The following is a 12,872-nucleotide window of genomic DNA, read 5'->3' as shown; positions in this document are numbered from 1 at the left end:
GGCCGCTGCCATGGCTTCCGCCTCCGCCCGCTCGGCCTCGGCGCGGGCCTCTTCCTCGTCCGCCAGGCGCGCAGATTCCTCGGCCGCTGCCATGGCTTCCGCCTCCGCCCGCTCGGCTTCGGCGCGGGCCTCTTCCTCCGCCGCCAGGCGCGCAGCCTCCGCGGCCGCTGCCATGGCTTCCGCCTCCGCCCGCCCGGCCTCGGCGCGGGCCTCTTCCTCGTCCGCCAGGCGCGCAGCCTCCGCGGCCGCTGCCACGGCTTTCGCCTCCACCCGCTCGGCCTCGGCGCGGGCCTCCTCTTCGGCAATCGCACGGGCCGCGGCGTCGGACGCCGCGTCGGAACCGTCGGGCGCCTCTTCGGCCGCCTCGCTGTCCATCCGGGCCGCCGAGGTATCCTTCGGCTCGCTGTCGTCGTCGGTCTGCGCCTCGGTGGCGAAATCGTCGGCCTCCTCGGCCGGGGCGGCGGCCGCGTCGAACCCGGCGGAGGGCATCGGGGCGACATAGGCCTCGATCGGCTCGTCCTCGGCGAAGGCGCTGTCGGCGCCGCGGCTGGCGCGGGCGCGGGCCACCACAGCACGGATGCGGCTGAGCTTCGCCGCGACGCTGTCGCCGTCGATGTCGACGTCGAAGGGCGCGTTGCCGGTCGCGGGGACGTCCGAGGGGCGGCGGTCGTCGCCATCGTCGCGGGCGCGGCGCGGCGATGCAGGCGCGAGGGGCGCGGCGGCGGGACCGGCCACGGCATCGGCGGTCTGGCGCAGCACGACGCCGTTCGTCTCGACCCGCGCCTCGACCCGGCGCTGCACCTCGCGTTCGGCGATGCGGTGGAGCATCTGGGCATCGGGCTGCGGCGGCTCGGCCCCGAAATAGCGGTCGTCGGCGGCGAGGTCGCGGAAGTATTCCGCGATGGATTTCATCGTTTCGAAAGGCTGGTCGAACCCTTCGAGCGTGCACGAAAACGTGCCGTATGAAACAGTAAGAATCTTGTTCGACCCTACCATCGGTAACTCGCTTTCTCCCCCGATCCAGCAGGGCTAGGTTTACCATGAACTGGAGCGCAATTCCGTACCGAACTGCGTTGGAACCGGTATCTTTTCGCGGCCAGAATGTGGTTCAATGGCTGATATAGGGTTAAATTCTCCATGAAACACAAGAAAGTCGCCGCGCCGGGGCCGATTCTCCTGGTCGGGGGCGGCGCCGCGACCCCTGCGGACCTGGCGACTGTACGCGATCTGGCGACGACGGTGGTGGCCGCGGACGGGGGCGCGGATTCGGCGCTGGCCGCGGGGCTGCGCCCGGACTGGGTGATCGGCGATCTCGACTCGATCAGCGGCGCGGCGCGGGCGGCCCTGCCGCCGGAGCGGGTGATCCACGACCCCGACCAGGAGACGACGGATTTCGAGAAATGCCTGGCCCGGATCGAAGCGCCGCTGGTGCTGGCGCTCGGCTTCACGGGGCGCCGGGTGGACCACGAGCTTGCCGCCTTCAACACCCTGGTGCGCGAGGCGCCGGGACGGATCCTGCTGATCGGGGCCGAGGACATCTGTCTCCACCTGCCCGCCGCCCTGGCGCTCGACCTCGCCCCCGGCACGCGGGTGTCGCTGTTTCCCTTCGCCCCCGTCACGGGCCGCTCCGAGGGGCTCGAATGGCCGATCGACGGGCTGACCTTCGCGCCCGGCGGGCGGATCGGCACCTCGAACCGGGCCACGGGGCCGGTGCGCCTCGAGACGGCGGGACCCGGCCTGGTGCTCATCCTGCCGCGCGACGTCCTGCCTTCGGTTCTGGCGGCATTGGCGCCGCGCTGATCTTCCGCTCGCGCAGCACGATGTAAAGCCCGGCCACCACCGTCAGCCCGATCCCCGCGGCCGCCAGCCCGTCGGGCAGGTCGTGGAACACCAGCCAGCCGATCAGCGTGGCGAAGGGGATCTCGAGGTACTGCATCGGCGCCAGGGTCGCGGCCGGCGCAAAGCGCAGCGACCAGGTCATCACAAGGTGCGCGAAGGTGCCGAGCGCGCCGAGCATCGCCAGCAGCACCCACTCCCGTCCCTCCGGCATCACCGGATCGACGGCGACGATCCCCGTCCCCTCGGCCAGAAGGAGCATCGGCAGCAGCACGGCCGAGGCCATCAGCCCGCTCGTGCACTGCATCGCGATCGGGTCCACCCGCTTGGCGATCTGCCGCGTCACCAGCATGAACAGCGAGAACACCAGCGCCACGAACAGCGGCAGGAGCGCGGGCCAGCCGGCCTCGGCGAAGCTCGGCTTAACCACCATCAGCGTGCCGACGAAGCCGACGACGCAGGCGCCGATGCGGCGCGGCCCGATCTCCTCGTCCAGCACGAAACGGCCGAGGAGCAGCAGGATGAAGGGCATGACGAAGGCGATGGCAACGGCATCGGCCAGCGGCAGGAAGCGCAGCGACAGGAACATCGCGCCGATCCCGAGGATGTGGAGCGCCGTGCGCAGGGCGGTCAGCATGGCGATCCGGCGGCTCTGCCGCAGCCCGTGCCCGGCGAACAGCGCGAGCGGCAGCAGGATCAGCGCCTGCAGCAGGAACCGCGCGGCGACCAGCTGCACCAGCGGCAGGCGGTCGCCGATCAGCTTGGCCAGCCCGTCACCCATCGGCGCGAGGATGCAGAAGCCGAGCATCAGCAGGATGCCGAGAACGGGCCGGTCGGCCTCTGAGAGCGAGGGGGCGCTCACGCCCCCTTCCCCGGTTCGCGCAGGCCAGGTTTGCGCAGGACGATCCCCCGGGCCCTGCCCGTGGCGACGGCGCGGTCGCGGCGCGGGACGCGCGTTCCACGGATGCGGCGCATGGTGCTTCCTTTCCGGCTCCGGCGGTGCCGTTCAGGCCCCTGACGTCCCGGCGAACAGACCCCAGAACGCCGACCGCCGCAAGCCCGGCAGGACGCCGCTTCGCCCGGCCACCGTGAATCGACGAAACAGGCGGCCTGTCGAAATCCGCCAAAGTCGCCTCGTTCCCATGCCGGGCACGTGTCCCCCGACCGGCCGCCGCGACACCGCGCAGCGTAGAATCCCCTTGGGGCTTCTTCTTTGTCCAAATACTCCCGCCGGAGGCGTTCCGCACCCTCCGCCCGCACGCGGCCGGAAACGGGGCGCGCGGCGTCAGTCGCGCCGCTCGAGGATCTCGATGCGGTTGCCGAAGGGGTCGTCGATGTGGATGCGGCGGATCTCCGGCAGTTCCTCGACCTCGCCGACCGCGACGCCGTGGCGGCGCAGCCGGTCCGTCGCCACCCCGAGGGAGGCCACCTGGAAGGCCGGATGCGCCTTCGTCGCGGGCTGGAAGGGCGACTGCACGCCCAGATGCACCCGGACCGAGCCCTGCTCGAACCAGCAGCCGCCGCGCGCCTTAAGGCCTTCGGGCCGGGCGACCTCGAACATGCCCAGCACCTCGCCGTAGAACGCCCGCGCCTCGGCCTCGCCGCCTTCCGGCATGGCCAGCTGCACATGGTGCAAGCCCATCAACATTCGGTCCCCCTCCCGCCGGATGTTCCCCAAGCCGCGGGCGGCTCAGGCTCCGATCGAATTGCGCAGCAGGTCCTGCGTGTAGGGATGCGTGGCCCGGCGTTTCCGCAGGGCATCCACATCCATTATTTCGACCACCCGGGCGTCCTTCATGACGGCCAGCCGGGCGCAGATGTGACCGACCACCGCGAGGTCGTGGGAGACCATGACATAGGTCAGCCCGTGCTCCGCGCGGAGGTCCGTCAGCAGGTTGAGGATCTCAGCCTGCACGGACACATCCAATGCAGAAGTGGGTTCGTCCAGCAACAGAATTTCCGGCTCGCCCGCCAATGCGCGGGCAATCGCCACCCGCTGCCGCTGCCCTCCCGAAAGCTGGTGGGGATAGCGGAAGCGGAAGCGGTTGCCGAGGCCCACGTCGTCCAGAAGCTTGACCACCCGGGCGTCGATGTCCTTGAAGCCGTGCAGATGCAGCGTCTCGCCCAGCACCGCGTCGACCGAGTGGCGCGGGTGGAGCGAGGCATAGGGGTCCTGGAACACCATCTGCACCTTGCGGTAGAAGCTCTTCGCCCGCTTGTGACCCACCGGCTCGCCGTCCACGGCGATCGTGCCGCTCCAGTCCTTCGCAAGCCCGGTGATCGCGCGCAGGATCGTCGACTTGCCCGACCCCGACTCGCCGACAAGGCCGAAGCTCTCGCCCTTCGCCACGTCGAAGCTCGCGCCCTGCACCGCGTCCACCCGGTCGTCCCCGTGGCCGAACCAGACGTCCAGGTCCTTCACCGACAGCATGCTGGTTCCCGTCATCGTGCCCGTCTTCGTGCCCGTCATCGTACGCGCCCGCTCACGCTTGGCGCCTCGGCCCAGGCCGGGTCACGCTGCAGAACCTCCAGCCGCTCCTTCGGCACGTCGAGCCGGGGCAGCGAGTTCAGCAGGCCCCGGGTATAGGGATGCGTCGCCTGGTGCAGCTTGTCGGCATCGCAGACCTCGACCACCCGGCCCGCATACATGATCAGCACCCGGTCGCAGAAATCGGCGACGAGGTTCAGGTCGTGGGAGATGAAGATCAGCCCCATTCCACGGTCGACCACCAGCCGGTCCATGATCGACAGCACCTGCCGCTGCACGCTGACGTCCAGTGCGCTGGTCGGCTCGTCCGCGATCAGGATCTGCGGGTTCGGGATCAGCATCATGGCGATCATGATCCGCTGCCCCATGCCCCCCGACATCTCGTGGGGGTAGGCGCGCATCACCCGCTCGGGGTTCCGGATCGACACCGAATCCAGCGCCTCCAGCGCCGCCTGGGTCGCCCCCTTCCGCGCGCTGCCATGGGCCAGCCGATAGGCCTCGACCAGCTGGTCGCCCACGGTCATCACCGGGTTCAGCGAGAATTTCGGATCCTGCATCACCATGGAGATCCGCTGGCCGCGCACCGACCGCATCTCCTTCTCGGACTTCTTCAGCAGGTCCTGCCCTTCGAGATCGATGTGGTCCGCCTTGACGATCCCGGGCGGCCGGATCAGCCGCAGGATCGCCCGCCCGGTCATCGACTTGCCCGAACCGGATTCGCCCACGATCCCCAGCCGCTCCTTGCCCAGCGAGAAGCTGACGCCGCGCACGGCGTCGAAGAGACCCTGCCGGGTCGGGAACTGCACCCAGAGGTTCTCGACGTCGAGCAGGGTCATGATCCGGCATCCTTCGGGTCGAGCACGTCGCGCAAGCCGTCGCCGAGCAGGTTGAACGCCAGCGACACGGTGAAGATCGCGAGCCCCGGCATCGTCGCCACCCACCAGTAGTCGAGGATGAACCGCCGCCCTTCCGAGATCATCGCCCCCCATTCCGGGCTCGGCGGCTGCGCGCCGAGGCCGAGGAAGCCGAGGCCCGCGGCCGCGAGGATGATCCCCGCCATGTCCAGCGTCACCCGCACGATCAGCGAGGAGATGCAGAGCGGCCAGATGTGCTTGACGATGATCCGGAACGGCCCCGCCCCCTGGAGGCGCACGGCGCTGATGAAGTCGGAGTTGCGGATCGTCAGCGTCTCGGCCCGGGCGATCCGCGCGTAGGGCGGCCAGGCGGTGAGCGAGATGGCGAGCACCGCGTTCTCGATCCCCGCCCCGAGCGCGGCGACGAAGGCCAGTGCCAGCACCAGCCGCGGGAAGGCCAGGAAGATGTCGGTGATCCGCATCAGCACCGTGTCGACGATCCCCCCGGCATAGCCCGAGACGGTGCCGACGAGCAGCCCCGCGATCGGCGCGATCAGCGCGACGAGGCCGACGATGTAGAGCGTGATCCGCGAGCCGTAGATCAGCCGCGAGAGGATGTCGCGGCCCAGCGAGTCGGTGCCGAGCGTATAGCCTTCGGAGCCGAGCGGCAGCAGGCGGCTCGAAAGGTTCTGCACATAGGGGTCGTGGGGCGCCAGCAGCGGCGCGGCAAGCGCGATCAGCACCAGCGCGACGAGGATCAGCAGACCGATCATCGCCATGGTGTTCGACCGGAACGACAGCCACCCCTTGTAGGCCGAGGCGAAGCGCGCATGGCGCCGCGAGGTCGGCGTCTCGGTCAGCAGCCACTGGCGCAGCGTCGGCGCGCCGGACGGCGTGTCGGGTGTCGCGGTCATCGCACGCTCCTTTCGCCAAGGCTTTGGAGCGTGCCCCGCGCGGACGCCACGCGCCCCCCGGTCTCCCGCACGCCGCCAGCCGTCATCCTCGGGCTCGCCCCGAGGATCTCTCCGTCACCCGCGCCAGCCGTCATCCTCGGGCTCGCCCCGGGGATCTCTCCCTCACCCGCGAGACAGGCGGCCAGGCCCGAGGATGACGTCGCGAGGGAAGGCAAAACCATCAAAAGATCCATGCCTACTCCGCCCTCGGATCGAGGAACTTGTACAGAAGGTCGGCGAAGATGTTCAGCAGGATGAACACCAGGCCCACCACCACCGTGCCGCCCAGCACCGCGTTCATGTCCGCCGCCAGCAGCGCCGTCGTGATGTAGCTGCCGATGCCGGGCCAGGAGAAGATGATCTCGGTCAGCACCGATCCCTCCAGCAGCCCCGCATAGCTCAACGCGATCACGGTGATCAGCTGCACGCGGATGTTGCGGAAGGCGTGGCCCCAGATCACGTTCCACTCGCTCATCCCCTTCACCCGCGCCGTGGTGATGTATTCCGCCGACAGCTGCTCCAGCATGAACGACCGCGTCATCCGGCTGATGTAGGCAAGCGAGTAGTAGCCGAGCAGCGAGGCCGGCAGGATGATGTGGGAAAAGGCGTCCTTGAACACCGCGATGTTGCCGTCCAGCAGGCTGTCCACCAGGATCAGTCCCGTGACCGTGGGCACCACGTCGACATAGAAGATGCCGACCCGCCCCGGTCCGCCGACCCAGCCGAGGATGCCATAGAAGACGAGAAGCCCGACGAGCCCCAGCCAGAAGATCGGCATGGAGTAGCCGACCAGCGCCAGCACCCGCGCGATCTGGTCGATCCACGACCCCCGCTTGACCGCCGCCAGCACGCCGAGCGGCACGCCCAGCACGATGCCGATGAAAATGCCGACCGTGGCAAGCTCCAGCGTCGCGGGGAAGACCCGCGCGATGTCCTCGGCCACGGGACGGGCGTTCAGCAGCGACATCCCGAAGTCGAAATGCAGCACGTCCCAGAGATAGACGCCGAACTGCACGATCAGCGGCTTGTCGAGGCCCATCGCCTGATAGGCCGCCTGGTACTGCTCGGCCGTGGCCCGTTCGCCGATGACCGAGATCACCGGATCGACGGGCATCACCCGGCCGATGATGAAGGTCACGAACAGCAGGCCCAGCATCGTCGCGACGATCGAGCCGAGGACGGAGGCGGCCTTCCACAGGCCGCCCCTCACCCGGCGCGGGCGATCCGCCCGCGCCTTGTTCTCGGAAGTTTCCGGTTCGCTCAGCGCCACGGACTTACTTCGTCACTTTCCAGTAGGCCGCGCCGGTGATCGCGCCGCCGAGCGACAGGCCCTGAAGGTCAGCATCCCGCGCCAGCTGCTCGATCTGCTGGAACATCATCACGAAGGGCGAGACCTCGCGGAACTCGGCCTGGATGTCGCGGTACATCTGCGCCCGCACGTCGCGGTCCGTCTCCTGCACCGCCGCCTCGACCTTCTGGGTCAGGTCCTTCGGATCCCAGGCGATCCGCCAGGCGAGCAGACCGGTGTTCTGCGCTTCCAGCGAATTGTCGGGATTGTAGGCGAAGGTGCCTGCGTTGGTGTTCGGATCGGGATAGTCCGGCCCCCAGGCCTCGAGCGCGATGTCGAGCTCGCGGGCGCGGTAGCGGGTCAGGATCTGCTTGCCGGTGCCGACGGTGATGTTCAGCGTGATGCCGACCTGCGCCGCGGCGTTCTGCAGCGACTGGGCGATCTCGATGCGCTCCTGGGCGTCGCGCACGCCGACCTCGAAGGTCGCCTCGGTCACGCCGGCCTGCTCCAGCAGCTCCTTCGCCTTTTCGATGTTGTAGGTGAACGGGTTCTCGTCCACCGCGCCGAGATAGGTCGCGGGCAGGAAGTTCTGGTGGATCGTGTACTGGCCCTTGAGGAAGCTGTCCTGCATCCCGGCGTAGTCGACCAGGTACTTGAACGCCTGCCGCACCTCGGGCTTGGCCAGGATCTCGTTGTTCTGGTTCAGGCCCAGGTACATGATCCGCCCGCGCAGCACGTCATCGACGGCGATGCCGTCGGTGCCCTGCACGCCCTGGATGTCCTCGGGGTTCAGGTTCCTCGCCGCGTCGATGTCGCCGCGCTCCAGCAGCAGGCGCTGCGTCGCGCTCTCGGCGACGTGGCGCACGATCACCCGCTTCATCGCCGGCTCGCCGCCATAGTAGTCGGCGTAGCTTTCCAGCGTCACCGATTCCGAAGGCTTCCACGAGACCAGCTTGTAGGGCCCGGACCCCGCGTCGTTGTTCGCCAGCCAGGCGTTGCCCATGTCGCCGTCGGTCTCGTGCTGCATCAGCAGCTCCTTGTCGACGATCGAGCCGATGGTGGCGGTCAGGCAGTTCAGAACGAAGGAGGTCGCGTATTTCTTGTCGGTGGTGATCGAGACGGTGTTGCCGTCGGCCTTGATCATCTCCTCGACGTTCTCGGGGGTGAAGCCGAACTGGGTCAGGATGAAGGCCGGGGTCTTGTTCAGCTTCACCGCGCGCTGGAGCGACCAGGCGGCGTCCTCTGCCCGCACCGGGTTGCCCGAGTGGAACTTGACCCCCTCGCGCATGGTGAAGGTGATGGTCTTGCCGTCCTCGGACACCTCCCAGCTTTCGGCGAGGTCGGGCTGATAGCCCGCTTCCAGGTCCAGCGGATCGAAGCCGACGAGGTTCGAGGTGGTGTTCCGCAGGACGTCGCCGCCGGCGAACTCGAAGCTCTGGGCGGGGTCAAGCGTGGTCATGTCGTCGATGCGGTTCGCGATCACCAGCATGTCCGGGGGGGTCTCGGCGAAGACGCCGCCCCCGGTCGCCGCGACGGCCAGGCCGATGGCCGCTCCGGCGAGCAGTCTGTTCATGGCATTCATGCAATCATCCTCTCTGTTGCAGGTCTTCAGCGTCGCGCGCCGGTGGCGGATCTTCCAGGATGCGCTCCCGGGGGGGTCATTGCCCCCATGTCCTTTCCAGCACCCGAAGCCAGTTCTTGTGGCATATCTTGGCGATCAGCTCGGCACCGTATCCGTGCTCGGCCATCGCGGTTCTCAGTTTGGGCAGATCGGCGACGGTGTCCAGCCCGTCCGGCACGACTGCCCCGTCGTAATCCGAGCCAAGCCCCACCCCGTCCTCGCCGAGGCGCCCGATCAGGTGGTCGAGATGGCGCAGCATCTGCTCCATCGGCACGTCGCTCAGCATCCGCCCGTCTTCCCTCAGGAAGGCGACGGCGAAGTTCAGCCCCACCATGCCGCCGCTCTCGGCGATCGCGTCGAGCTGCCGGTCCGTCAGGTTGCGGGCATGGGGGCAGATCGCGTGGGCGTTGGAATGGGTGGCGACCAGCGGCGCGTCCGTGGTCCTCGCCACGTCCCAGAACCCCGCCTCGTTCAGGTGCGACAGGTCCAGCATGATGCCCAGCTCGTTGCACCGCTTCACCAGACGGAAGCCGTGCTCGGTCAGGCCCGGTCCGATGTCGGGGGTGGCGGGGAAGCGGAAGGGCACGCCGTGGCCGAAGATCGTCGGCCGCGACCACACCGGCCCGAGCGAGCGCAGCCCCGCCCGGTAGAGCACGTCGAGGGTGTGCAGATCCGCGTCGATCCCCTCCGCCCCCTCGATGTGGAAGATCGCGGCAAGCCTGCCCGCCTCCAGCGCCGCCGCAAGCTCGGTCGCGGTGCGGACCACCACCAGCGCGCCCCTCGCCTCCAGATCGAACAGCACCGCCGCCTGCGCCATCACCACCGGCAGCGCATCGGCCCAGTCGAGCGCCGGGGGCAGCGGCAGGTCGTACTTCTCCTTCGTCATCTCCTCGAACTTCGAATCGAGGTTCACCGGGGAGGGCACGTAGACCGCGAAGAAGCCGCCGCCGAATCCCCCGGCCTTCGCCTTCACCGCGTCGACATGGCCCGCGCGCCCGTCGACGAAGCCCTGCGAGGCATCCAGCGCGCCCGCCTTGTAGAGCTTCAGCAGGACGTCGTTGTGGCCGTCGAACACGGCGGGGGGAAGGGGCTGGGCCATCCGGGTCTCCAAGGGTCGGGTCTGGCGGCGCCGCGCCCCGGGTCTTGCGCCGGGTCCGGCCGCCGGGCGATGCAGGCACCGCGTTGCGGGACTGTCACGCAGAGTTCTGGCCCCCCGCCGCCCGAAGCACAAGCCCCCGCACCCGCTGCCTGCGATCCGTGCACCTGCCCGGCCGCCTGCCGCACGAACGGGCAGGAACCCGGCGGCCCGCCCCTCCGCGCCCCCCAGCCCGTGCCGCACCCGCCTCCCGCACCGCGCGCCACAGCCACGGGGACCGCGGACACCCCCCTCCCATCCTTGCTTTCCAAATATCCTCGGGGGGAGGCACGCATGTGCCGAGGGGGCGGAAAGCCCCCTGCCCGCCCTCCGTCCCGCACCCCGCCTGACGCCGAGGCCCCCCCTGCAATAGGCCGAAAGAGCGACGCTCCAGGCCGGCCTCACGACTCCGGAACGGCTCAGCCGCGGCCGAACCGCCCGGGCGCGTAGGGCGCCAGGTCCATGTTCACCCGCTGCCCCGCGATCATCTGCGCCAGAAGCCGCCCGGTCTTCGGCCCCGCCGTCAGCCCGATGTGCTGGTGCCCGAAGCCGAGCCAGGCGCCCTCGACCCCCGGCACCGCACCGATGACCGGCAGCGAATCCGCGGTGGTCGGGCGATGTCCCATCCACTCGGTCTTCCGCGCCCAGGTCAGCCCAGGCAGCGCCGCCCGCCCCTGCCGGAGCAGAAGGTCGAAGGGCGCGCGGGAGGGCGGCAGCGCGGTGCCGCCGAACTCGACCACCCCCGCGATCCGCAGCCGCCCCTCCATCGGCGTCATCACGAACTTGCCGCCCGCGATCATCACCGGCACCCGTGGCACCACCGAGGGCTCCCACAGCTCGAGGTGATACCCCCGCTCGGATTCGAGCGGCGCCGACACCCCGAGCTTCGCGGCCAGCCCGCCGCTCCAGACCCCGGTGGCGATCAGCACCGCGTCGCAGGCCAGCGTTTCGCCCCCGGCGCGCAGGCCCGTCACCCGGCCGCCCTCGCGCACCACGTCGTCGACCTCGGCCCTGACCATCCGCGCGCCCCGCGCCTCGGCATGGGTGGCGAGCGCGCGGACATAGGCGCCGGGGTCGGTGATCCGCCCGTGCGACCCCATCCGCACGGCGAAGCGCAGGTCCTCGGCGAAGGCCGGATCGAAGGCGCGGAAGCGTTCCGCCTCCATCTCCTCCCAGTCGACCCCGTGCTGCCGGCGGAGGCCCCAGCCGAAGGCGTCCTTCGCGAAGGCCGCCCGGTCGCGGTAGACGTAGAGATAGTCCGAGGGCACGATCCACCGCTCCGCCCCCGTCCCCTCGGCCAGGGCGAGGTGATCGGCCAGGGTGTCCGTGACGATCGGCGCCAGCCCGGCCGCGATCCGCGCCGCCCCCCCGGCGCTGGCATGGGAGAGATAGCGGGCGAGGAAGGGTGCGATCCGCGGCAGGTACCGCCACTTCAGGAACAGCGGCTGGTCCGGATCCAGCAGCATCCCCGGCGCCTTCCGGACCAGTCCCGGCCCCTGCACCGGCACCAGCGCGCAGGCGGCCAGCACCCCGCCGTTGCCAAAGCTCGCCCCGGCCGCGGGCCTCTCGCGGTCGACCAGCGTCACCCGCAGCCCGGCGCGCAGCAGCCAGACCGCGGCCGAGACGCCGACGATCCCCGCTCCCACGACGGCGACGTGGCGCGCGCTCATCTCAGCGCCTGCTTCAGGGCGGCAAGCCGTGCCACCGGATCCGGCGACGCGGCCCCACCCCGCGCCAGGGCTTCGGAAAACATGCGGTAGCTCTCCTCGTATTGCGCCCGCGCCCGGCTCCAGTCCAGGATGGCCATGCCCTCCAGCGGGTCGATGTCGATGATCACGTCGCCGGGCGCGTCGATGCTGCGCAACCGCTTTTGGGCGTTGACGTTGAACACCCGCGCCAGCACCGACACCACCGTCGGCAGCTCGCCCGGCCCCCGGGTGCCGAGCCAGCCCTTCAGCAGGTGCGCCGCGATCGCCCGCCGCCCCGGCAGTTCGCCATAGCGCAGCGCTACCCGCCAGTCGCCCGAGCGGCGCATGTTCAGCAGCAGCGCGGGCCCCGCCTTGCGCTCGCGCATGGCGAGCAGCGGCGCGTTGTCCATCACCGCGCCGTCCACCAGCACCTCGCCCTTGCCGCGGATCCAGGGCGGGAACACGCCGGGGATCGAGGTGCTGGCCCGGATCGCCTCCCACAGCGGGCCGCGGTCCAGCACCGCCATGTCGTTGGTCGACAGGTTGGTGGCCACGGCGAAGAAGGGCAGCACCAGGTCCTCGATCTCGCGCGGGCCGAACTGGCGCCGCAGCGCCGCGTCGAACTCCTTCGGATCGAGGAGCGAGAACTTCGGGACGGTGTAGCGGCCCATCGCGCGGCTGCGCAGGAAGATCTCCTCGCAGAGCCGCATCACCTCGTCCGGGTCGCGCCCCAGCGCCAGCGCCGCGCCCATGGCGGCGCCCGCACTGGTGCCGCCGACGCAGTCGAAGGCGATCCCCGCCTCGCCCAGCGCCTTCAGCGCGCCGAGATGCGCCGTCCCCTGCGCCCCGCCCCCCGACAGCACCAGCCCAAGGGCCGAGCCGTCGATGAAGCGCGCGACCCGCGCCACCGAGGCGGGATCGTCGAGCGCCAGGTGCAACGGCCGCGCCCCCGGGCGCCGGTCGAGCCAGCGCGCCGTGCCGGAGATCGCATCCTCCGCCCGCGCGCGCC

General features: G+C 70.2%; 11 protein-coding genes and 1 pseudogene. 1 reads left to right on the top strand and 11 read right to left on the bottom strand.

All coding sequences use genetic code 11. The features are described from left to right. Positions 1 to 912 (bottom strand): annotated as a pseudogene (locus tag A7B20_RS20465) (hypothetical protein); the annotation flags it as partial. Between the two features lie 225 nt (positions 913 to 1,137). Between A7B20_RS20465 and A7B20_RS20460 the strand changes: the two are divergent. Next, entirely contained in the window at positions 1,138 to 1,800 is a 663-nt protein-coding gene (locus tag A7B20_RS20460) for a thiamine diphosphokinase (protein ID WP_102110434.1), read from the top strand. Here A7B20_RS20460 and A7B20_RS20455 read toward each other — a convergent pair. The 10 genes from A7B20_RS20455 to A7B20_RS20405 form a co-directional block, all read right to left on the bottom strand. Continuing rightward, complete coding sequence (locus A7B20_RS20455) at positions 1,745 to 2,644, bottom strand: DMT family transporter (protein ID WP_102110439.1); 900 nt, start codon at positions 2,642 to 2,644, stop codon at positions 1,745 to 1,747. The genes A7B20_RS20460 and A7B20_RS20455 overlap by 56 nt on opposite strands. 477 nt (positions 2,645 to 3,121) lie before the next feature. After that, positions 3,122 to 3,484 carry a VOC family protein gene (locus A7B20_RS20450; protein WP_102110433.1) on the bottom strand — a complete coding sequence of 121 codons (363 nt, stop codon included), beginning with the start codon at positions 3,482 to 3,484 and terminating at the stop codon, positions 3,122 to 3,124. Positions 3,485 to 3,526: 42 nt separating this feature from the next. Continuing rightward, on the bottom strand, positions 3,527 to 4,282 hold the full coding sequence (locus A7B20_RS20445) for an ABC transporter ATP-binding protein (protein WP_245867163.1): 756 nt from the start codon (positions 4,280 to 4,282) through the stop codon (positions 3,527 to 3,529). A 20-nt stretch (positions 4,283 to 4,302) separates the two neighbouring features. After that, complete coding sequence (locus tag A7B20_RS20440) at positions 4,303 to 5,163, bottom strand: ABC transporter ATP-binding protein (protein ID WP_102110437.1); 861 nt, start codon at positions 5,161 to 5,163, stop codon at positions 4,303 to 4,305. Next, on the bottom strand, positions 5,157 to 6,092 hold the full coding sequence (locus A7B20_RS20435; RefSeq protein ID WP_102110432.1) for an ABC transporter permease: 936 nt from the start codon (positions 6,090 to 6,092) through the stop codon (positions 5,157 to 5,159). The genes A7B20_RS20440 and A7B20_RS20435 overlap by 7 nt, the downstream gene beginning before the upstream one ends. Before the next feature lie 235 nt (positions 6,093 to 6,327). After that, the gene (locus A7B20_RS20425) at positions 6,328 to 7,341 is read right to left on the bottom strand and encodes an ABC transporter permease (protein ID WP_281260120.1); all 1,014 of its coding nucleotides are present in this window, start codon (positions 7,339 to 7,341) and stop codon (positions 6,328 to 6,330) included. A 64-nt stretch (positions 7,342 to 7,405) separates the two neighbouring features. Further along, complete coding sequence (locus tag A7B20_RS20420) at positions 7,406 to 9,001, bottom strand: ABC transporter substrate-binding protein (protein ID WP_102110430.1); 1,596 nt, start codon at positions 8,999 to 9,001, stop codon at positions 7,406 to 7,408. 76 nt (positions 9,002 to 9,077) lie between these two features. Further along, the gene (locus tag A7B20_RS20415; RefSeq protein WP_102110435.1) at positions 9,078 to 10,139 is read right to left on the bottom strand and encodes a dipeptidase; all 1,062 of its coding nucleotides are present in this window, start codon (positions 10,137 to 10,139) and stop codon (positions 9,078 to 9,080) included. Between the two features lie 455 nt (positions 10,140 to 10,594). Next, the gene (locus A7B20_RS20410; protein ID WP_102110429.1) at positions 10,595 to 11,845 is read right to left on the bottom strand and encodes an NAD(P)/FAD-dependent oxidoreductase; all 1,251 of its coding nucleotides are present in this window, start codon (positions 11,843 to 11,845) and stop codon (positions 10,595 to 10,597) included. Continuing rightward, positions 11,842 to 12,872 (bottom strand): patatin-like phospholipase family protein (locus tag A7B20_RS20405; RefSeq protein WP_172961073.1); only part of this gene is annotated, 1,031 nt, incomplete at its 5' end. The genes A7B20_RS20405 and A7B20_RS20410, both read right to left, overlap by 4 nt.

This window comes from Oceaniglobus roseus (assembly GCF_002869745.1).
GTDB lineage: Bacteria > Pseudomonadota > Alphaproteobacteria > Rhodobacterales > Rhodobacteraceae > Oceaniglobus > Oceaniglobus roseus.
The sequence above is the reverse complement of the archived record's forward strand: the minus strand, read 5'-3'. Positions and strand labels throughout refer to the sequence as shown.

Bases quoted from the DNA above. Each gene is read 5' to 3' on its own strand.
- A7B20_RS20460 (WP_102110434.1), top strand. From the start codon at position 1,138: ATGAAACACAAGAAAGTCGCCGCGCCGGGGCCGATTCTCCTGGTCGGG.
- A7B20_RS20455 (WP_102110439.1), bottom strand. From the start codon at position 2,644: ATGCTCGGCTTCTGCATCCTCGCGCCGATGGGTGACGGGCTGGCCAAG.
- A7B20_RS20450 (WP_102110433.1), bottom strand. From the start codon at position 3,484: ATGTTGATGGGCTTGCACCATGTGCAGCTGGCCATGCCGGAAGGCGGC.
- A7B20_RS20445 (WP_245867163.1), bottom strand. From the start codon at position 4,282: ATGACGGGAACCAGCATGCTGTCGGTGAAGGACCTGGACGTCTGGTTC.
- A7B20_RS20435 (WP_102110432.1), bottom strand. From the start codon at position 6,092: ATGACCGCGACACCCGACACGCCGTCCGGCGCGCCGACGCTGCGCCAG.
- A7B20_RS20420 (WP_102110430.1), bottom strand. From the start codon at position 9,001: ATGAATGCCATGAACAGACTGCTCGCCGGAGCGGCCATCGGCCTGGCC.
- A7B20_RS20415 (WP_102110435.1), bottom strand. From the start codon at position 10,139: ATGGCCCAGCCCCTTCCCCCCGCCGTGTTCGACGGCCACAACGACGTC.
- A7B20_RS20410 (WP_102110429.1), bottom strand. From the start codon at position 11,845: ATGAGCGCGCGCCACGTCGCCGTCGTGGGAGCGGGGATCGTCGGCGTC.